The 18,972-nt window shown below is 63.5% G+C and carries 17 protein-coding genes; 10 read left to right on the plus strand and 7 right to left on the minus strand.

Features of this window, described 5'->3' with window-relative positions:
- The gene (locus VCS63_RS03010; RefSeq protein ID WP_042795855.1) at positions 1-834 is read left to right on the plus strand and encodes an ABC transporter ATP-binding protein; all 834 of its coding nucleotides are present in this window, start codon (positions 1-3) and stop codon (positions 832-834) included.
- A gap of 11 nt (positions 835-845) precedes the next feature.
- Positions 846-1,724, plus strand: coding sequence for an ABC transporter permease (locus VCS63_RS03015; RefSeq protein ID WP_149065385.1), 879 nt, complete (start codon positions 846-848; stop codon positions 1,722-1,724).
- Positions 1,725-1,800: 76 nt separating this feature from the next.
- On the opposite strand, the gene VCS63_RS03020 is transcribed toward VCS63_RS03015, so the two are convergent.
- The 5 genes from VCS63_RS03020 to rpmH form a co-directional block, all read right to left on the minus strand.
- On the minus strand, positions 1,801-3,246 hold the full coding sequence (locus VCS63_RS03020; protein ID WP_063639121.1) for a catalase: 1,446 nt from the start codon (positions 3,244-3,246) through the stop codon (positions 1,801-1,803).
- Positions 3,247-3,502: 256 nt separating this feature from the next.
- Positions 3,503-5,182, minus strand: a complete 1,680-nt coding sequence (gene yidC, locus VCS63_RS03025; RefSeq protein WP_042795853.1) for a membrane protein insertase YidC — start codon at positions 5,180-5,182, stop codon at positions 3,503-3,505.
- A 48-nt stretch (positions 5,183-5,230) separates the two neighbouring features.
- On the minus strand, positions 5,231-5,503 hold the full coding sequence (yidD, locus tag VCS63_RS03030) for a membrane protein insertion efficiency factor YidD (protein ID WP_013397082.1): 273 nt from the start codon (positions 5,501-5,503) through the stop codon (positions 5,231-5,233).
- A complete protein-coding gene (locus VCS63_RS03035) occupies positions 5,500-5,871 on the minus strand; it encodes a ribonuclease P protein component (protein ID WP_013397083.1) in 372 nt (123 codons plus the stop codon). The genes yidD and VCS63_RS03035 overlap by 4 nt, the downstream gene beginning before the upstream one ends.
- A 49-nt stretch (positions 5,872-5,920) precedes the next feature.
- Positions 5,921-6,055: a 50S ribosomal protein L34 gene (gene rpmH, locus VCS63_RS03040; RefSeq protein ID WP_003816025.1), complete on the minus strand. Its 135-nt coding sequence runs from the start codon at positions 6,053-6,055 to the stop codon at positions 5,921-5,923.
- A 395-nt stretch (positions 6,056-6,450) separates the two neighbouring features.
- Between rpmH and dnaA the strand changes: the two genes are divergently transcribed.
- The 3 genes from dnaA to gyrB all read left to right on the plus strand — a co-directional run bounded on the left by dnaA (position 6,451) and on the right by gyrB (position 11,569).
- Positions 6,451-7,914 (plus strand): chromosomal replication initiator protein DnaA, encoded by a 1,464-nt coding sequence (gene dnaA, locus VCS63_RS03045; RefSeq protein ID WP_042795852.1) that lies wholly within the window; start codon positions 6,451-6,453, stop codon positions 7,912-7,914.
- Between the two features lie 2 nt (positions 7,915-7,916).
- On the plus strand, positions 7,917-9,026 hold the full coding sequence (dnaN, locus tag VCS63_RS03050; protein ID WP_063639534.1) for a DNA polymerase III subunit beta: 1,110 nt from the start codon (positions 7,917-7,919) through the stop codon (positions 9,024-9,026).
- A 95-nt stretch (positions 9,027-9,121) separates the two neighbouring features.
- On the plus strand, positions 9,122-11,569 hold the full coding sequence (gene gyrB, locus VCS63_RS03055) for a DNA topoisomerase (ATP-hydrolyzing) subunit B (RefSeq protein WP_076816864.1): 2,448 nt from the start codon (positions 9,122-9,124) through the stop codon (positions 11,567-11,569).
- Positions 11,570-11,623: 54 nt separating this feature from the next.
- Here the strand turns inward: gyrB and VCS63_RS03060 are convergent, their stop codons facing one another.
- The gene (locus tag VCS63_RS03060) at positions 11,624-12,253 is read right to left on the minus strand and encodes a GNAT family N-acetyltransferase (RefSeq protein ID WP_323878377.1); all 630 of its coding nucleotides are present in this window, start codon (positions 12,251-12,253) and stop codon (positions 11,624-11,626) included.
- A gap of 3 nt (positions 12,254-12,256) precedes the next feature.
- On the minus strand, positions 12,257-13,180 hold the full coding sequence (locus VCS63_RS03065) for a LysR family transcriptional regulator (RefSeq protein WP_042795849.1): 924 nt from the start codon (positions 13,178-13,180) through the stop codon (positions 12,257-12,259).
- A 286-nt stretch (positions 13,181-13,466) separates the two neighbouring features.
- Here VCS63_RS03065 and VCS63_RS03070 point away from each other — a divergent pair, with 286 nt between their 5' ends.
- The 5 genes from VCS63_RS03070 to VCS63_RS03090 all read left to right on the plus strand — a co-directional run bounded on the left by VCS63_RS03070 (position 13,467) and on the right by VCS63_RS03090 (position 18,961).
- Positions 13,467-14,153, plus strand: a complete 687-nt coding sequence (locus tag VCS63_RS03070; RefSeq protein WP_042795848.1) for a hydrolase — start codon at positions 13,467-13,469, stop codon at positions 14,151-14,153.
- Between the two features lie 115 nt (positions 14,154-14,268).
- Positions 14,269-15,858 carry an MFS transporter gene (locus VCS63_RS03075; protein ID WP_042795847.1) on the plus strand — a complete coding sequence of 530 codons (1,590 nt, stop codon included), beginning with the start codon at positions 14,269-14,271 and terminating at the stop codon, positions 15,856-15,858.
- Between the two features lie 81 nt (positions 15,859-15,939).
- A complete protein-coding gene (locus VCS63_RS03080; protein WP_323878380.1) occupies positions 15,940-16,644 on the plus strand; it encodes a pirin family protein in 705 nt (234 codons plus the stop codon).
- A gap of 41 nt (positions 16,645-16,685) precedes the next feature.
- On the plus strand, positions 16,686-16,946 hold the full coding sequence (locus VCS63_RS03085; RefSeq protein ID WP_042795845.1) for a XapX domain-containing protein: 261 nt from the start codon (positions 16,686-16,688) through the stop codon (positions 16,944-16,946).
- Between the two features lie 128 nt (positions 16,947-17,074).
- Entirely contained in the window at positions 17,075-18,961 is a 1,887-nt protein-coding gene (locus VCS63_RS03090) for an amidohydrolase (protein ID WP_042797473.1), read from the plus strand.
- The last annotated feature ends 11 nt before the right edge of the window (positions 18,962-18,972 follow it).

Below are 18,972 nucleotides of genomic sequence, written 5' to 3' on the forward strand. Positions count from 1 at the left end.
ATGGGACTGAGCGCCGCCGCCCCTGTGGATAACACCGAAAAGGCCACGCCTTTGCTGGCTGTGGATAAGGTGTCGATCGAATACAAGACGCGCGAACGGCGCGTGCGTGCCACGCATCAGGTCAGTTTCGAGGTACATGATGCGGAGCGATTCATCCTGCTGGGCGCATCCGGCTGCGGCAAGTCCACGCTGCTCAAGGCGGTTGCGGGCTTCATCGACCCGACCGAAGGCCGCATCGCCCTCGATGGCAAGCCTGTGCGCGGACCCGGGCCCGACCGCATCGTGGTGTTCCAGGAATTCGACCAATTGCCACCGTGGAAAACGCTGCGCCAGAACGTGGCTTTTCCGCTCGTGGCCTCGCGCAAGCTGGGACGGCGCGAGGCGGACGAGCGCGCGATGCACTACTTGGAGAAGGTAGGCCTGTCTGCATTTGCCGATGCCTATCCGCACACCTTGTCGGGCGGCATGAAGCAGCGCGTGGCCATTGCGCGCGCGCTGGCGATGCAGCCGCGCGTGTTGCTGATGGACGAACCCTTCGCTGCGCTCGATGCACTGACCCGGCGGCGCATGCAGGAAGAGTTGCTGGCGCTATGGGAAGAGGTGCGCTTCACGCTGCTCTTTGTCACCCATTCGATCGAAGAGGCCCTGGTGCTGGGCAGTCGAGTGCTGCTGCTGTCGCCGCATCCCGGACGTGTGCGCGCGGAGCTGAATGCTCATGCCTTCGGGCTGCATAGCCAGGGCTCGGCGGCCTTCCAGTCGGCTGCCAGACGCATCCACGACCTGCTGTTCGACACGGCGCCGGCGGAGCAAGCAGCCGAACGTGCCGCGGCCTGAGGGATAGACGCATGAGCAATGCTTACGTGGGCGCCGTGCCCGTCCGCCCCGAAGCCGAGTACGAACTGCCGCCGTTGCCGCCGCAGGCCGCCGAGACGCCCCTGCCCTGGCACGAGCGCCTATGGCAACACGCCGGCCTGCGCAAGCTGGCGATACTGGCGTTGCTGGCCGCCATCTGGGAGTTGGCGGCGCGCTACACCGATAACGATCTGCTGCTGCCCAGCGCATCGCAAACCGCTGTGGCCTTCGTGGAGGGGATCGCCGGCGGCGAGTTGCTGGCGCGGGCCGGCCAATCATTGCGTGTATTGGCGCAAGGCTATGCGGCGGGCGTGGCACTGGCCTTCGTGCTGACCACGCTAGCGGTGTCGACGCGCTTCGGACGCGATCTGCTGTCTACGCTGACCGCCATGTTCAATCCGCTGCCCGCGATCGCGCTATTGCCGCTGGCGTTGCTGTGGTTCGGCCTCGGTGAAGGCAGCCTGGTGTTCGTGCTGATCCACTCGGTGTTGTGGGCATTGGCGCTGAATACGTATGCGGGTTTTCTGGGGGTATCGGAGACCCTGCGCATGGCGGGCCGCAATTACGGTTTGAGCGGCTTGCGCTATGTGCTGCAGATACTTGTGCCTGCGGCGCTGCCGGCCATCCTGGCGGGGCTGAGGATAGGGTGGGCGTTTGCGTGGCGTACGCTAATCGCGGCGGAACTGGTGTTTGGGGCTTCCAGCGGCAAGGGCGGACTGGGCTGGTACATCTTCCAGAACCGCAACGAGTTATACACAGATCGTGTGTTCGCGGGTCTGGCGGCCGTGGTGATCATTGGCCTGCTTGTGGAAAACCTGGTGTTCGACACCGTTGAGCGTTTCACGGTCAGGCGTTGGGGCATGCAGCGCTGATTCTTCGCTGCAGCGGCATCGCATCAACGAAAAAGGCGGCCCTTGCGGGCCGCCTTGCTCATGATGTAGTCGCGGACTACAGCTTCAGTCCAAGCGCCTTGGCTACCCCGGCGGCATAGGCCGGATCGGCCTTGCGGAAGTGTTCCAGCTGTCGACGCTGGATCTCTTCGGGCACGCCCGCCATGTGGCGGCCAATGTTGCCGAACAGCAACTCCTGCTGTGCCGGCGTCATCAGGCGGAACAGCGCGCCCGGCTGCGAGTAGTAATCATCATCCACGCGATGGTTCCAGCGCGCCGCGGCCTGGCCGTCCAAGGCCAGCGGCGGCTCGCCTGCCGACGGTGTTTCCTTCCATTCGCCGAAGCTGTTTGGCTCATAGTTCAGCGTCGCTCCTGCGTTGCCGTCGACGCGGCCGGCGCCATCGCGGTGAAAGCTGTGGAAGGGGCAGCGTGGCGCGTTCACCGGGATCTGGTGGTGATTGATGCCCAGCCGGTAGCGGTGCGTGTCGCCATACGAGAACAGACGGCCTTGCAGCATCTTGTCCGGTGAGAAGCCAATGCCCGGGACGACGTTGGCGGGCGTGAAGGCCGCCTGCTCTACTTCCGCGAAATAGTTTTCGGGGTTCTTGTTCAGCTCCAGAACCCCCACTTCGATCAGCGGGTAGTCGCCGTGCGGCCAGACTTTGGTGAGGTCGAACGGGTTGATGTGGTAGGTCGCGGCTTCGGCCTCGGGCATGATCTGCACCTTCAGCGTCCACTTGGGGAAATTGCCCTTCTCGATGTTTTCGAACAGGTCGCGCTGCGAGCTTTCGCGGTCATGGGCGACCACTTGCGCGGCTTCCTCGTCGGTCAGACAGGCGATGCCTTGCTGCGACTTGAAGTGGAACTTCACGTAGAAGCGCTCTCCGTCCTTGTTGATGAAGCTGAACGTGTGCGATCCGAAGCCGTGTTGCTGGCGCAAGTTGGCGGGAATGCCGCGGTCGCTCATCAGTGTCGTGACCTGATGCAGGGATTCGGGGTTGAGCGACCAGAAGTCCCAGGCGGCGGTGGCGCTGCGCAGGTTGGTCTTGGGGTCGCGCTTCTGCGTATGGATGAAGTCCGGGAATTTCAGCGGATCGCGGATGAAGAACACCGGCGTGTTGTTGCCCACCAGGTCCCAGTTGCCTTCCTCGGTGTAGAACTTGATGGCAAAGCCACGCACGTCGCGTTCGGCGTCCGCCGCGCCGCGTTCGCCGGCCACGGTGGAAAAGCGCAGGAACAGCGGAGTCTGCTTGCCAACCTGGGAAAAGAGGCTGGCACGGGTGTAGCGGGAGATATCGTGGGTAACGGTAAAGGTGCCGTAGGCGCCGGAGCCCTTGGCATGCACGACGCGTTCGGGGATGCGTTCACGATCGAAGTGGGCGAGCTTTTCAATCAGCCAGAAGTCTTCCAACAGCGCCGGGCCGCGGGGGCCTGCGGTCAGCGTGTTGTTGTTGTCGGCCACGGGCGCGCCTGCGGCGGTGGTCAGATGCTTCTTATCGGTCATAGCACACTCCCTATGAAATACCTGGAATGCGGGGTCCGCAGTGGACCCGCGCTGTGTCTGGGACAGCCCCGGCATTGCCGGCCAAGGGGCTATCTCCGACACATCATAGGGGTCTTGTCTTACTATGTGAAGTTGATTGATTCACAAAAATTGATAAATAATAACTATCAAGAACGCTTGGAATGGACCTGATAACCGGGGCGCGGGCGAAAAAAAACCGGTCCGCATGGGACCGGTTTTTCGCAGGAAGCGGATATCAGCGGTTGGCCGCGGCTTCCGCCTTGCGCTGCATGGCGCGCGTGATGGACCACTGCTGCGCGATCGACAGGATGTTGTTGACGCACCAGTAGAGCACCAGACCGGCCGGGAAGAAGAACATCATCCCGCCGAACACCAGGGGCATGATCATCATGACCTTGGCCTGGACGGGGTCCGGGGGCGTCGGGTTCAGTTTGATCTGCAGGAACATGGTCGCCATCATGATGGCGGGCAGAATGAAGAACGGGTCGCGGATCGACAGGTCATGCACCCACAGGATCCACGGCGCGCCGCGCATTTCCACGCTGGCCAGCAGCACCCAGTACAGCGAGATGAACACCGGGATCTGCACCACCATGGGCAAGCAGCCACCCAGCGGATTGATCTTCTCGGTGCGGTACATCTCCATCATGGCCGCATTGAGTTTCTGCTTGTCGTCGCCGTACTTTTCCTTGAGCGCTTGCAGGCGCGGAGCCACCTGCTTCATGCGAGCCATGGAGCGGTAGCTGGCGGCGGCCAAGGGGTAGAACACGGCCTTGATCAGCACGGTCAGCGCCACGATGGTCCAGCCCCAGTTGCCCAGGATGGAGTGCAGCCACGTCATCAGCTTGAACAGCGGCTTGGCGATGATGGTCAGCCAGCCGTAGTCGACCACCAGCTCCAGGCCGGGGGCCAGGGCCGCCATGGCCTTCTGGTCTTGCGGGCCGACCCACAGGTGCGAATCGACGCGCGTGGCCGCGCCAGGGGCGATCTCGCCTACGGCTTCGATGCTGCGAGCGGCGTACAGGTTCTTTTGCACTTCCAGCAGCTCGTTGGTGCGCTGCTTGCCTTGCGGGGGTACCCAGGCGGTGGCGAAATAGTGCTGGACCACGGCGATCCAGCCGTTATCCGATTGCTTGATGTAGCTGGCCTTCTTCTTCTCGATGTCGCTGAAGGTGATCTTCTGGAACTTGTCCTGTTCCGAGTAGACGGCGAAACCGGTGAACGTGTGATAGAAGCTGGACGTGTCGGCCGGGTCGTTGCCGTCGCGTTCAAGCTGCAGGTACAGGGCGGGCGACACCGGGGCGGCGCCGACGTTGGCCAGGTCGTGGCGCACGTCGATGTCATAGCGGCCGCGGTGCAGGGTAAAGGTCTTGGTGACCTTCACGCCGCCCGATTCGCCTTCGAAGGCCACCACGAGGTTGTCGCCGGACAGCTGGCGATCCGAGGACACAACGCGGAAAGGCGTCTGGTGCGTGGGGAAGCTCTGGCCGTTGGGGGCGCCGACCACGCCGGTCTGCACCACGTAGTTCAGGCCGGCGGCGCGGTCGAGCAGGACCGTGGGCTTGTCGGGCTGGCCGGTGGCCGGGTATTTCAGCAGTTCGGCGCGCACCAGCTGGGCGCCCATGGTGTCGAAAGTCAGGCGCAGCACATCGGTCGTGACGACGACTTCTTCCGAGCGCGCCGCAGCAGCGGGCGCGGCGGCGCCGGGCACCGCGGACGGAGTGGCCGTTGCAGGCACGGGCGCGTTGGGCACCGAGGGCGTCGCGTTGTTCGCGGCGGCTTGCGGTTCGCTCGTGGTGGCGGCCGGCGTGGGGCCGAACAGCGACGGCTTGCCGTTATGGATCTGCCAGTTGTTCCATAGGAGCAACAGCGAGAAGGAAAAAATCATCCAGAGGACGGTTCGTCGGATATCCATGGTGCCTACTGAAGTGAATACGGGCCAGCAAAGCCCGCCAGTTTAGCGTCAATCATGCTCGGTGCGGTGGCTGTGGGAACAGCACGAGGGGCCATTGGTTCCCTTGGCCGGCGGAACCGGATCCAATCCGCCGGGCGACCACGGGTGGCAGCGGCCAATGCGCCGGACTGCCAGCCAGAAGCCGCGCCAGGCGCCATGGCGCTCGATCGCTTCGATCGCATACGCCGAGCAAGTCGGGGTAAAGCGGCATTGCCTGCCGATCCAGGGACTCAGGAAAAACCTGTAGAACCGGATCGGGGCAATGAGTAAAGCCTTGATCATCGCGCGATCCGCTCAAAGTGAGCGTCCACTTCGGCTCTGGCCGCGCGTTTCAGCGCGGTGAGCGTGGCGGGCGCAACCTTGCTATGCAGGCGCACGACATAATCTTTTGCCGGCAACCCCAGACGCCGATGGCGGAACGCCTCGCGGATGACCCGCTTGATGGCGTTACGCGTACTGGCGTGGGCGGCGAACCGCTTGGCGATCACCAGGCCCAGGCGCGCACAGGCATCCTGGCCCGGAGGCAGATCATTGGGAGCCGCGCTCACAATGAAGAACGCCCCTCGGGCAAGACGCCTGCCTTTGAGGGCAGCGGCGAACTCGGAGGGGCGATGCAGCCGCGCCTCCGGCGGAAGCGTGGAGCGCGGCATGGACTGCAAATCAGGCGTCAGGTTTCCGGACGAGCCGGAAAACCAGGACTTAGACGGCCAGACGCTTGCGGCCCTTGGCGCGGCGGGCGTTCAGGATGGCGCGGCCAGCGCGGGTTTTCATGCGCACGCGAAAGCCATGGGTGCGCTTGCGGCGGGTAACGGAAGGTTGGTAGGTACGTTTCATGGACGATCCACAAAAAGAACAAAAGTCAGAAGGGACCTGCCCGGAGGGTTCCTGGTCGCGTATTCAGGAAGCGGGTATCTAATGAGCATTTTTGCAACAGGTGCAAAAAATCAGCTCGTAGACGGGGCTCTGACCGGGGAAATCCCGGGCGACCTATAGAAGCTAAGACGAGGCAGTTGCGTGGGCGGCGGAGTCATTACAAACCACTGCCAACAAAGCGCGGCTAAGCTCTTTCTGGAACCTTCTGACAGACAGAATTCGGAAAAGCCCACCATTTCAGCAAGTTTTCCCTGTCTTGTCAAACAGTTAAGACCGGGGGGCGTGGACTCTTATGCCCTACCCTGTGGATAACCCCAGCCCAGGCAAGGTAGAATCGAGGTTTGAATAAGAGCGACATGAAAGAATTCTGGCAGACCTGCGTCAGTCGTCTTGAGCAGGAACTCCCCCCCCAACAAATCAGCGCGTGGATACGACCGCTGGTCCCGCTTGCGTACGACGAAACGCAGGCGGTGCTGCGCGTTGCCGCTCCCAACCGGTTCAAGCTGGATTGGGTGCGCAAGAACTTTTCCCACCAGATCGAAGCGTTGGCCGCGGAGTGGTTCGAGCGTCCGGTGCAGGTGCTGTTCGAGTTGCCCACGCAAGGCGCCGCGCCGCGCATGCCGGTCGCCCCGGTACGCGCCGCGCCCGCCGTGCCCACGCATCCGTCCGCTGCTTCGCCCTCAGGCGGAGCGCCGCCACCAGCGCCTGCGGCAGTGTCCGCTCCGCCTGTAGCCGCGCCCGCGACGACGGCGGCCGCGCAGGCGGTGAATGCCGATGCAGCCAGCATCGTGTACGAGCGCTCGCGCCTGAACACGGATCTGACGTTCGAGAACTTCGTGACGGGTAAGGCCAACCAGTTGGCACGCGCGGCTGCGCTGCAGGTGGCCGAGAACCCGGGCACGTCCTACAACCCGTTGTTCCTGTATGGCGGCGTGGGCCTGGGCAAGACCCACCTGATCCATGCCATCGGCAACGCGATGGTGGCTGCCGGCACGGGTGTGCGCGTGCGCTACGTGCATGCCGACCAATACGTGTCCGACGTGGTGAAGGCGTACCAGCGCAAGGCGTTCGACGATTTCAAGCGCTACTACCACTCGCTCGATCTGTTGCTGATCGACGATATCCAGTTCTTCTCCGGCAAGAACCGCACGCAGGAGGAATTCTTCTATGCGTTCGAAGCGATGGTGGCGCAGCGCAAGCAGATCATCATCACCAGCGACACCTATCCGAAGGAGCTGTCCGGCATCGACAGCCGCCTGATCTCGCGCTTCGATTCCGGGCTGACCGTGGCCATCGAGCCGCCGGAACTGGAAATGCGCGTGGCGATTCTGCTGCGCAAGGCGGAATCCGAAGGCGTGCCCATGCCCGAGGAAGTGGCTTTCTTCATTGCCAAGCATCTGCGCAGCAACGTGCGCGAACTTGAAGGCGCGCTGCGCAAGGTGCTGGCCTACGCCCGCTTCCACGGCCGCGACGTGCTGACGGTGGATGTCTGCAAGGAAGCGCTGAAGGACCTGCTGTCGGTGTCCAACGGACAGATCACCGTGGAGAACATCCAGAAAACGGTGGCGGATTTCTACAAGATCAAAGTGGCCGACATGTACTCGAAACGCCGGCCCGCCAATATCGCTTTGCCGCGCCAGGTGGCGATGTACCTGGCCAAGGAGCTGACTCAGAAAAGCCTGCCGGAAATCGGCGATCTGTTCGGTGGCCGTGATCACACCACCGTGCTGCATGCCGTACGCAAGATTTCCGACGCCCGCGCCAAGCAAGCGGAGCTCAACCATACCCTGCACGTGTTGGAACAAACTCTAAAAGGATGAACATGCAACTCGTACAAACCACACGCGATGCATTGCTGAAACCGCTGTCGACTGTGGCGGGCATCGTCGAAAGACGCCATACCCTGCCCATCCTGGCGAACATCCTGATGCGCAAGGAAGGCAACAAGGTTGCTTTCATTGCGACCGACCTGGAAGTACAGATCACCACCCATGCCGACTTCGGCGTGGGTCAAGACAACGAATCCACCACGGTCGCGGCGCGCAAGCTGCTGGATATCCTGAAGGCCCTGCCGGACACGGGCGACGTCCGCCTGGCTTTGGCCAGCAACAAGTTGTCGGTGCAGTCGGCCAAGAGCCGCTTTGCGCTGCAGACGCTGGCTGCCAGCGAATTCCCCACCGTGGCTCAGCCCGAGCAGTGGGACGTGTCGCTGACCATGCCGCAGCGCACGCTGCGCCACCTGTTCAACATGGTGCACTTCGCCATGGCGCAACAGGACATCCGCTATTACCTGAACGGCATGCTGCTGGTGTTCGAACCGGGCCGCGTGCGCGCGGTCGCCACCGACGGCCACCGCCTGGCGCATTGCTCGACTGAAGCCGATGGCATCAGCGAACGCCACGAAGTGATCGTGCCGCGCAAGACCGTGCTGGAAATGCAGCGCCTCCTGGAAGACTCCGACGAGCCGGTTTCCATCGACGTGGCGCCGGGCCAGATCCGCTTCCGCTTCGGTGACGTGGAATTGGTGTCCAAGCTGGTGGAAGGCAAATTCCCCGACTTCACGCGCGTGATTCCGACGAACTACACGCGCCACTTCCTGGTTGGCCGCGAAGCGCTCCAGGGCAGCCTGCAGCGTGCCGCCATCCTGACCACCGACAAGTTCAAGGGCGTGCGCCTGCAACTGGCGCAGAACCAGATGAAGATCTCGTCCTCCAACGCCGAGCAGGAAGAGGCGCAGGAAGAAATCGACATCGACTACGGCCATGAGCCGCTGGATGTGGGTTTCAACGTCGGCTACCTGCTCGACGTGCTGTCCAACGTCAAGGTGGACAGCATCCAGTGGTCGGTCATGCCCGATGCCAACGCGTCGGCGCTCATCACCCTGCCCGAAGACGACCAGTTCAAGTACGTCGTCATGCCCATGCGGATTTGATCCGCACCCATCGTGGGTTTGTGCCGCTTGCGGGCCTGAGGGCTCGTGGGCGGTCCGGCCGCCAGGCCGTTCTTTAAAGCGTTATCGATACAGACATGTCAGATCAGCAGAACACCACTCCCGAGAACAGCGGCTACGGCGCTGACTCGATCAAGATGCTCAAGGGGCTGGAGGCCGTGCGCAAGCGCCCCGGCATGTACATCGGCGACACGTCCGACGGTACCGGCTTGCACCACATGGTGTTCGAGGTCGTCGACAACGCCATCGACGAAGCCCTGGCCGGCTACTGCGACGATATCGTCGTCACGATCCACACCGACAACTCCATCTCGGTAACCGACAACGGCCGGGGTATTCCCACCGACATCCACAAGGACGACGAATTCCACCGCAGCGCGGCGGAAATCGTCATGACCGAACTGCATGCCGGCGGCAAGTTCGACCAGAACTCCTACAAGGTGTCCGGCGGCCTGCACGGCGTGGGCGTGTCCTGCGTGAACGCGCTGTCCGAATGGCTGCGGCTGACTATCCGCCGCAACGGCCAGGTGCACCAGATGGAGTTCCGCCAGGGCGAGCGCGTCGCGCCTCTGGCCGTGACCGGCACGACCGACAAGCGCGGCACCGAAGTGCGCTTCCTGGCCGACCCGATCATCTTCACCAACATCGAGTACCACTACGAGATTCTCTCGAAGCGCCTGCGCGAGCTGTCGTTCCTGAACAATGGCGTGAAGATCCGCCTGATCGACCAGCGCCAGGGCAAGGAAGAGAACTTCGCGTTCTCCGGCGGCGTGAAGGGCTTTGTCGAGTACATCAACCGCAGCAAGACCGTGCTGCACCCGAACGTGTTCTCGGTCACCACCGAGTCCTCGGCGGGCGGCGTGCCGGTCGGCGTGGAAGTGGCGATGCAGTGGAACGACAGCTACAGCGAAAGCGTGCTGTGCTTCACCAACAACATCCCGCAGCGTGACGGTGGTTCGCACCTGACCGGCTTGCGCGCGGCGATGACCCGCATCATCAACAAGTACATCACCGATAACGAACTGGCCAAGAAGGCCAAGGTCGAGACCTCCGGCGACGACATGCGTGAAGGCCTGGCCTGCGTGCTGTCGGTCAAGGTGCCCGAGCCCAAGTTCAGCAGCCAGACCAAGGACAAGCTGGTTTCCAGTGAAGTGCGTCCGGCTGTTGAAGAAGCGGTGGCCCGCACGCTGGAAACCTGGCTGCTGGAGCATCCGAACGACGCCAAGGCGCTGTGCGGCAAGATCGTCGAAGCTGCCCGCGCGCGCGAAGCCGCGCGCAAGGCGCGCGAGATGACCCGCCGCAAGAGCGTGTTGGAAGGCGCTGGCCTGCCCGGCAAGCTGGCCGACTGCCAGGAAAAGGATCCCGCGCTGTGCGAGCTCTACATCGTCGAGGGTGACTCCGCAGGCGGTTCGGCCAAGCAAGGCCGCGACCGCAAGTTCCAGGCCATCCTGCCGCTGCGCGGCAAGGTGCTGAACGTGGAGAAGGCGCGTTTCGACCGCCTGATCGCCAGCGAACAGATCGCCACGCTGATCACCGCGCTGGGCACCAGCATCGGTCCCGATTTCAACGTGGACAAGCTGCGCTATCACCGCCTCATCATCATGACCGACGCGGACGTGGACGGCGCGCACATCCGCACCCTGCTGCTGACTCTGCTGTACCGCCAGATGCCCGAGCTGGTGCAGCGTGGCTACGTGTATATCGCCCAGCCGCCGCTGTACAAGGTCAAGGTCGGCCGTGAAGAACGCTATCTGAAGGACGACCAGGAAGAAGCGCAGTTCATGCTGTCGCTGGCGCTGAAGGACGCCGAGATCATCTCGGGCGGCAATATCATCCGCGGCGACGAACTGAACGAACTGGCCCGCCAGTACGTGGCCGCCGACGGCGTGATCGCGCGCCTGTCGCGCGTGTTCGACGTGGCCGCGCTGTCGGCCATGGCGGAAGGCGTGGAAATCAACCTGGAAACGGCCGAATCCACCGCCGAGTCCGCCCGCCGCCTGGCCGACGCCATGCGCGACCCCGTCAGCGGCAACGGCGTGGAAGTCGTGCCGCAGTTCGACGAAACAACGGAACGCCATCGCCTGTCGGTGCAGCGCATGCACCACGGCAACGTGCGCGTGAGCATCATCGATGCGGACTTCGTGAACGGCTCCGACTATGCCGTGCTGTCCAAGGCTGCCAAGAGCTTCTCCGGCAAGGTCGGCGCACGCTCGCTGGTTGCGCGCGGCGAAGGCGAGAAGCGCAAGGAACAGACCGTGTCGGATTTCCGTGAAGCCATGCAGTGGCTGCGCAGCGAAGCCGAACGCGGCATTTCCAAGCAGCGCTATAAGGGCCTGGGTGAAATGAATCCGGATCAGCTGTGGGAAACCACGATGGATCCGAAGGTGCGCCGCCTGTTGCGTGTGCAGATCGAGGACGCCATCGCGGCCGACGAAGTCTTCACCACGCTGATGGGCGACGACGTCGAACCGCGCCGCAACTTCATCGAGACGCACGCGCTGTCGGCGGGCAATATCGACGCCTGATCGGCAAGACCCCGTCCGAGGTTAAAAAGGGCTGCTCCAGGGCAGCCCTTTTTTTCATTCCGCGGTTGGCCTTGGTTCGATGATGGGCACATGCGCGGCGGCATTGCGCGGGAGGTGGCCCGTCAATCTGGGGTCGACCTGAACCTCGATGCGAGTCGCATAGGGGCGGAATCCGGATCGGATGTAGAAGGCGAGCGCCGCCGGGTGGTCGTAGCTGCACGTATGCACCCACATGCGGCGAATATCCTTCGACCAAGCCATCCGGACAGCGGCGTTCATTACGGCGCGTCCATATCCTTTGCCGGTAAGTCCCGCGATAAATCCCAGGAAGGTGAGTTCGCAGCTGTGCGGCTGCCGGTAATCCAGTTCGAGCAGGCCGATATCCTCGCCTTCTTGCCGAATGACGAAGGTCTCGACCTGGCTGTCGTCCAGGATGGCGGCCAACTCGTCATCGGGCATCAGCAGGCGCGAATACCAGAGCCAGTCCGCGCCTATCTTGCGGAACAAGGCGCGGAAGGCGCCGGGGTCGGCTTGGTCCATGGGTGCCAAGACCAGGCCCTCGGGCAGGCGGTCCGGGGAAGGCGCCGGTGGCGCGCGCATTTCCAGGTCGGTCACCACGCTTGCGATATGGCCTGCCGGGACGTCGGAGTATCCCAGCGGCAGGGTAAATGTCGTCGCGCTCATCACCTACACCTGCACATCATTGGCCCAGGGCTCGGCCGTCAGGCGCTCGGCCAGATACTCGATGAAGGCTTGTACCCGGGCCGGGCGCCGGCGCCCGGGGGGAGTGACGATGTGCAGGGCGATAGGGTCCACTTGCCAGTCGTCCATGACGGTTTCCAGCGCGCCCGATTGCAGGTCCTGCCAGGCCAGGAACTCCGGCTGCAGGGCCAGCCCCATGCCCGCCTGCAATGCCGGTGTCAGGGCTTCCGCGTTGTTCACGTTCAGAAGCACGGGCATGGACTGCGAGAACTCGCCATGCTTCTCATGGCGAAAGCGCCAGCTGGATCCATTGCGCGCATACATGTATTGCAGCGCGGTGTGCTGCGCGAGGTCTTTGGGATGCTTGGGACGCCCCGCGCGCTTGAAATAGCTCGGCGCGCCTACCAGCAGGATGCGCACGGAACACAGGCGCCGCGCCAGCAACGTGGAGTCCACCAGGTTGGAGATCCGCAGGGCCAGATCGAAGCGTTCCGAGACCAGGTCGGCCTGCTTGTCGCTGAATTCGATTTCCAGGGCCACGTCGGGATTGGCCTGCATGAATGGCGGCAGCATGGGCGCCAGATGCGTGACGCCGAAAGACATGGGCGCGGACAGCCTGATCTTGCCGCACAGGCTGGTTGATTTTTCTCGTACTTCGCTTTCGACCGCTTCGCCTTCTTCAAGGATGCGGGCAGCGCGTTCAAGCGCCGCGTACCCGGACTCGGTCAGCGTCATGCTGCGGGAAGTGCGATGGAACAGGGTGGCTTTCATGCGGGCTTCCAGACGGCTGATGGTCTTGGAAACCGTGGCTTGCGACAGGGAAAACTCGGCCGCCGCCTTGGCGAACGATCCGGTCTCGGCGACCTTGGCGAATATCGCCCAACCTTCCAGATCTGGCAGCTTGTTCATCTCTTGCTCTCGGGAAATGCTCGCGCCGATGATAGCCGTTGCCTATGGCATGGACAAGAACGGTGGTGAACGCGGCGCAGCAAAACCCGGTCCGCGGCCAGCATCATGCAAAAAATGGAAAGGATGGAATTCCGCGCTGCGGGTTCTCAGGACCACGGCCTCTCCCTACTATGAACACACCGACAAACAGGGCGTGCCGGATTCTTCCAGATGCACTCCCGGTGGTCGCTGAACCGGCCCTAGCCGACCCTATTCCCCGCTAGTTTTCCTGAAAGAGAGACCTGCCATGTCCGCCAACAAGTACCTCGAAGTCCTGACCCCGCAGAACAGCCAGATCATCTTCATCGACCAGCAGCCGCAAATGGCGTTTGGCGTTCAATCCATCGATCGCCAGACCCTGAAGAACAACGTGGTGGGCCTGGCCAAGGCCGCTCGCGCGTTCAACATCCCGACCACCATCACCACCGTCGAAACCGACAGCTTCTCGGGCAACACCTACCCTGAGTTGCTGGCCGTGTTCCCCGAGCACAAGATCCTGGAGCGCACCTCCATGAACTCCTGGGACGATCAGAACGTGCGCGATGCGCTGGCTGCCAACGGCCGCAAGAAGGTCATCGTTGCCGGACTGTGGACCGAGGTCTGCAATACCACTTTCGCGCTCTGCGCCATGCTCGAAGGCGATTACGAAATCTACATGGTGGCTGACGCCTCGGGCGGCACGTCGGTGGATGCGCACAAGTACGCCATGGACCGCATGGTGCAGGCCGGCGCCGTGCCGGTGACCTGGCAGCAAGTGATGCTGGAATGGCAGCGTGACTGGGCGCGCAAGGAAACCTATGACGCCGTTACCGGCATCGTCAAAGAACACTCCGGCGCGTACGGCATGGGCATCGACTATGCGGTGACGCATGTGCACAAGCTCGAAGAGCGCGTCAAGCACGGCGAACGCATTGGCCCCAACCCCGCTCAGTAAACCGCGTGCCGGGCCGCCGAGACCAATGCTCGGCGCAGCCCGGCTTTTGCTTTTGAGTACGGCGGGCGGCGGGACTTTTAGTCCGGAGCAGCCTCGCGCGATCTAGGAGAGTCCCATGCCAGAAATAAAGACCAAAGCGCCAGGCACCTTTGCGCCCTTGCGCCAGTCCGTGTTCGCCGTGCTGTGGGCCGCGACGGTGCTGGGCAACGTTGGAAGTTTCATGCGGGACGTGGCCAGCTCCTGGCTGGTGACGGACCTGTCGGCCAGCCCTACTGCCGTGGCGCTGATCCAGACGGCTGCGACGCTGCCGATATTCCTGCTGGCGATCCCGGCGGGCGTGCTTTCCGACATCCTGGACCGCCGCCGTTTCCTGATATTCGTGCAGGTCCTGCTTGCCTGTGTCAGCGGCACGCTGCTGCTGCTGTCGCACTTTGGCGCCCTGACCGTCGACTACCTGATTGCGCTGACCTTCGTCGGCGGCATTGGCGCCGCCCTGATGGGACCGACCTGGCAATCCATCGTCCCCGAACTCGTGCCGCGCGAAGAGCTCAAGGGGGCTGTCGCGCTGAATTCGCTGGGCATCAATATCGCCCGGGCCATCGGTCCGGCGGCTGGCGGCTTGATCCTGGCCAGCTTTGGCGCGGCGGTCACATATGGAATGGACGTACTGAGCTACGTGTTCGTCATTGCGGCGTTGCTGTGGTGGAAACGCCCCGCGACCGTCGATAGCGCGCTGTCGGAGAACTTCTTTGGGGCGTTTCGCGCGGGGCTGCGTTATACGCGGGCCAGCAAGGAACTGCATCGCGTGCTATTGCGCGCAGCCGTCTTCTTCCTGTTCGCCAGCGCCGTCTGGGCATTACTGCCCTTGGTGGCACGGCAGATGCTGGGCGGCTCGTCGGGCTTCTACGGCGTGCTGCTGGGCGCGGTAGGCGCGGGCGCGATCATTGGCGCGCTGGTCATGCCCAAGCTCAGCGCCCGTCTGAATGCCGACGGGCTGGTGCTGGCGGCGTCCGTGGCCAGCGCGGCGGTCATGGCCGTGCTGGTGTTTGCGCCGCCCCAATGGCTGGCCGTGCTGATGCTGGTCTTTTTGGGCATGGGTTGGATCACTGCGCTCACCACGTTCAACGGCGTGGCCCAGGCCGTACTGCCAAACTGGGTGCGAGGCCGCGGATTGGCGGTGTACCTGATGGTCTTCAACGGCGCGATGGCGGCCGGCAGCTTGGGCTGGGGCCTGGTCGCGCGGGAGATCGGCGTGCCTTACGCCTTGGCGGTAAGCGCCGCCGGCTTGGTCGTGGTTGCGCTGCTGTTCCACCGTGCCCGCCTGCCCATTGGTGAAGCGGACCTTCAGGCCTCGAACCACTGGCCGGAGCCGCTGGTGGCCGAGCCCGTCGCCAATGACCGTGGGCCGGTGTTGGTGCAGGTTGAGTACCGCATCCGCCAGGAGGATCGGCCAGCCTTTCTCGACGCCATGAAACGTCTGTCGCAAGAGCGGTTGCGCGACGGAGCATACGCGTGGGGAGTCGTGGAACATACCGGCGATCCGCAGCGGGTGGTCGAGTGGTTCTTCGTGGAATCCTGGGCCGAACACCTGCGCCAGCATCACCGGGTTTCCCACGCCGACGCCGATCTGCAGGCCGAAGCGCTGCGCTTTCACATAGGTCCGGACAAGCCCGAAGTGCATCACTTCCTGGCCCTCAAGCACTGACGGACCGCGGCGGGAGCTAGCTCATGAACCACACGAACCATGTCGCCACGATTTGCCATTGCCCGGCCTGGGAGACGCGCGATGATTGAGCGCCGCCCTCTTGCAAGCCTGGGCCATGCCCGCCGCGGCTGGCTAGACGTGAAGCATCATTTTTCCTTCGCCAATTACCAGAATCCCGCCCGCATGCGCTGGGGCGCGTTGCGCGCATGGAACGACGAAACGATAGCGCCGGGCGCGGGCTTTCCTCCCTCGCTGCATGCGGACATGGAAATCATTACCTGCGTGCGGGAAGGGGCGCTCACTCATGAAGACGACCTGGGCAACCGGGGGCGCACGAACGCTGGCGAGGTGCAGGTCATAAGCGCGGGCAGCGGGGTTACGCATGCCGAGTTCAATATGGAAGGCAGACCCGCGCACGTGTTCCAGATCTGGATCGAGCCGGACCATCGCGGCGCGCCGCCTAGCTGGGGCCGAAAGTCCTTTACCCGCGAAGCCAGCAGGGGGCGGTTCCTTACGCTGGCCAGCGGCATCGACGGCGACGAAGACGCGTTGCCCATCCGCAGCGATGCGCGGGTGCTCACCCTGGCTTTGAAGGCGGGCGAAGCCGCCATCTATCGGTTCGCGCGAGGCCGGCGTCGCGGCTATCTGGTTGCCTCCAAGGGCAGGTTGGAAGTCAACGGCGTGGAGATCGGCCTGGGCGACGGCGCTGCCATCCGCGACGAAATCGACCTGCACCTGACGGCCCTGGACGACGCCGAGGTCCTCCTGGCCGATACGCACGCCTGAACCCCATCCACTCACCACCTATTGATATCGCGAGGACGCGCATGAAAATCTATCTGCTTTCCCTGGGCGCCGGACTGCTGGTCGGCGTGGTCTACAGCTTGCTGCAAGTCCGTTCGCCCGCGCCGCCGCTCGTGGCGCTGATCGGCTTGCTCGGCATCCTGGTTGGCGAACAGGTCATTCCGGTGGGCAGGCAGCTGCTCAACGGAACGCCTTTCGTCGCCGCCTGCGACAAGGAAAAAGCCGTGGCCCACGTGTTCGGGCAACTGCCCGGCCGCCAGCCCCGGGATAAAGAACAAAGCTGAACCTGTCCCTGCACCCAAGGAGACCTCGTATGCCTACCCGCCGCGACCTTATCGGTGTAGCTTCCGCCCTGGCCCTCAACGGCATGTTGGGGCGCCACGCCATCGCCAGTTCCCAAGGAGTTCCCGCCATGTCCAACGCAACACCGGATGTCATCTTCCATAATGGCCGCATCACCACGCTGGACCGCGCCAGGCCTCAGGCCAGCGCGGTCGCGATCAAGGACGGCAGGTTCGTGGCTGTCGGCACCGATGCCGAAGTCATGGCGCTGGCCGGCACAGGCACGCGGGTCATCGACCTGAAGCGCCGAGCGGCCCTGCCTGGCCTGTTCGACAACCATACCCATGTAGTGCGCGGCGGCCTGAACTACAACATGGAGCTGCGCTGGGATGGCGTGCGTTCCCTGGCCGACGCCATGGCCATGCTCAAGCGCCAAGTCGCCATCACGCCCGCGCCGCAATGGGTGCGCGTGGTGGGCGGCTTCACCGAGCATCAGTTCGCCGAAAAGCGCTTGCCCACCATCGAGGAGATCAACGCCATCGCGCCCGACACGCCGGTGTTCCTTCTGCATCTGTACGACCGCGCGCTGCTCAACGGCGCCGCGCTGCGCGCGGTGGGCTATACCAAGACCACACCCAATCCACCCGGTGGCGAGATCATGCGCGATGCCCAGGGCAACCCCACGGGGTTGCTGCTGGCCAAGCCCAACGCGACCATTCTGTACGCGACGCTAGCCAAGGGCCCCAAGCTGCCCTTCGACTACCAGGTCAATTCCACGCGCCATTTCATGCGAGAGCTGAATCGCCTTGGCGTTACCGGGGTGATCGACGCGGGCGGCGGCTTCCAGAACTATCCGGACGACTATGCCGTCATCCAGAAGCTGGCCGACGACAACCAGATGACGGTGCGGCTGGCCTACAACCTCTTCACGCAGAAGCCCAAGCAGGAAAAAGAGGACTTCCTCAACTGGACGTCGAGCGTGAAATACAAGCAAGGCACCGATTATTTCCGGCATAACGGCGCGGGCGAAATGCTGGTGTTCTCGGCGGCGGACTTCGAGGACTTCCGCGTCGAGCGTCCGGACATGCCGCCGGAAATGGAAGGTGAGCTGGAAGAAGTGGTGCGTGTGCTGGTGCAGAACAAGTGGCCGTGGCGCTTGCATGCCACTTATGACGAGACCATTGCGCGCGCGCTGGACGTGTTCGAGAAAGTGCATCGCGATACGCCGCTGACCGGGCTGAACTGGTTTTTCGACCACGCAGAGACCATCTCCGATAAATCGATCGACCGCATCGCCGCCTTGGGCGGGGGCATTGCCGTGCAGCACCGCATGGCCTACCAGGGGGAGTATTTCATTGAGCGCTACGGCGCAAAAGCCGCCGAAGCCACGCCGCCTGTCGCCAAGATCCTGCAACGCGGCGTAAAGGTTTCAGCTGGCACCGACGCGACCCGGGTTGCTTCCTACAATCCCTGGGTGTCCTTGTCGTGGATGGTCACGGGCAAGACCGTTGGAGGCACTCGCCTCTATCCCGCGCGCAACTGCCTGGACCGCGAGACGGCGCTGCGCATGTGGACCGAGAACGTGGCGTGGTTCTCCAACGAGGAAGGCAAGCGCGGCCGCATCGAACCGGGCCAGCTTGCCGATTTCATCGTGCCGGACAAGGACTACTTCAGCTGCGCGGAGGACGAGATTTCGTTTTTGACGTCGGACCTGACGGTGGTGGGCGGCCGGGTGGTGTACGGCGCGGGCGAATTCGCGCCGCTGGACGACAACCCGCTGCCACCTGCCATGCCCGACTGGTCGCCTACCCGGTTGTTTGGCGGCTATGCCGCCTGGGGCGATCCGGACGGCGCCGGCCGCAACTCGCTGGGCTACCGCAATATGGCGGCCTGCGCGTGCGCCAGCTCCTGCGGTCTGCATGGACATGACCATGCCCGGGCCTGGGCGTCGAACGCGCCCAGCTCGGACCTGCAGGGCTTTTTTGGCGCTCTGGGCTGCTCTTGCTGGGCCGTCTGAGGGGACAGGCA

Source organism: Achromobacter sp. D10 (assembly GCF_035282245.1).
GTDB classification, from domain to species: Bacteria; Pseudomonadota; Gammaproteobacteria; order Burkholderiales; family Burkholderiaceae_B; genus Achromobacter; species Achromobacter insolitus.

Excerpts from the sequence above, each read along its gene's own strand:
- VCS63_RS03010 (WP_042795855.1), top strand. The coding sequence starts at position 1 with ATGGGACTGAGCGCCGCCGCCCCTGTGGATAACACCGAAAAGGCCACG.
- VCS63_RS03015 (WP_149065385.1), top strand. The coding sequence starts at position 846 with ATGAGCAATGCTTACGTGGGCGCCGTGCCCGTCCGCCCCGAAGCCGAG.
- VCS63_RS03020 (WP_063639121.1), bottom strand. The coding sequence starts at position 3,246 with ATGACCGATAAGAAGCATCTGACCACCGCCGCAGGCGCGCCCGTGGCC.
- yidC (WP_042795853.1), bottom strand. The coding sequence starts at position 5,182 with ATGGATATCCGACGAACCGTCCTCTGGATGATTTTTTCCTTCTCGCTG.
- yidD (WP_013397082.1), bottom strand. The coding sequence starts at position 5,503 with ATGATCAAGGCTTTACTCATTGCCCCGATCCGGTTCTACAGGTTTTTC.
- VCS63_RS03035 (WP_013397083.1), bottom strand. The coding sequence starts at position 5,871 with ATGCCGCGCTCCACGCTTCCGCCGGAGGCGCGGCTGCATCGCCCCTCC.
- rpmH (WP_003816025.1), bottom strand. The coding sequence starts at position 6,055 with ATGAAACGTACCTACCAACCTTCCGTTACCCGCCGCAAGCGCACCCAT.
- dnaA (WP_042795852.1), top strand. The coding sequence starts at position 6,451 with ATGAAAGAATTCTGGCAGACCTGCGTCAGTCGTCTTGAGCAGGAACTC.
- dnaN (WP_063639534.1), top strand. The coding sequence starts at position 7,917 with ATGCAACTCGTACAAACCACACGCGATGCATTGCTGAAACCGCTGTCG.
- gyrB (WP_076816864.1), top strand. The coding sequence starts at position 9,122 with ATGTCAGATCAGCAGAACACCACTCCCGAGAACAGCGGCTACGGCGCT.
- VCS63_RS03060 (WP_323878377.1), bottom strand. The coding sequence starts at position 12,253 with ATGAGCGCGACGACATTTACCCTGCCGCTGGGATACTCCGACGTCCCG.
- VCS63_RS03065 (WP_042795849.1), bottom strand. The coding sequence starts at position 13,180 with ATGAACAAGCTGCCAGATCTGGAAGGTTGGGCGATATTCGCCAAGGTC.
- VCS63_RS03070 (WP_042795848.1), top strand. The coding sequence starts at position 13,467 with ATGTCCGCCAACAAGTACCTCGAAGTCCTGACCCCGCAGAACAGCCAG.
- VCS63_RS03075 (WP_042795847.1), top strand. The coding sequence starts at position 14,269 with ATGCCAGAAATAAAGACCAAAGCGCCAGGCACCTTTGCGCCCTTGCGC.
- VCS63_RS03080 (WP_323878380.1), top strand. The coding sequence starts at position 15,940 with ATGATTGAGCGCCGCCCTCTTGCAAGCCTGGGCCATGCCCGCCGCGGC.
- VCS63_RS03085 (WP_042795845.1), top strand. The coding sequence starts at position 16,686 with ATGAAAATCTATCTGCTTTCCCTGGGCGCCGGACTGCTGGTCGGCGTG.
- VCS63_RS03090 (WP_042797473.1), top strand. The coding sequence starts at position 17,075 with ATGTCCAACGCAACACCGGATGTCATCTTCCATAATGGCCGCATCACC.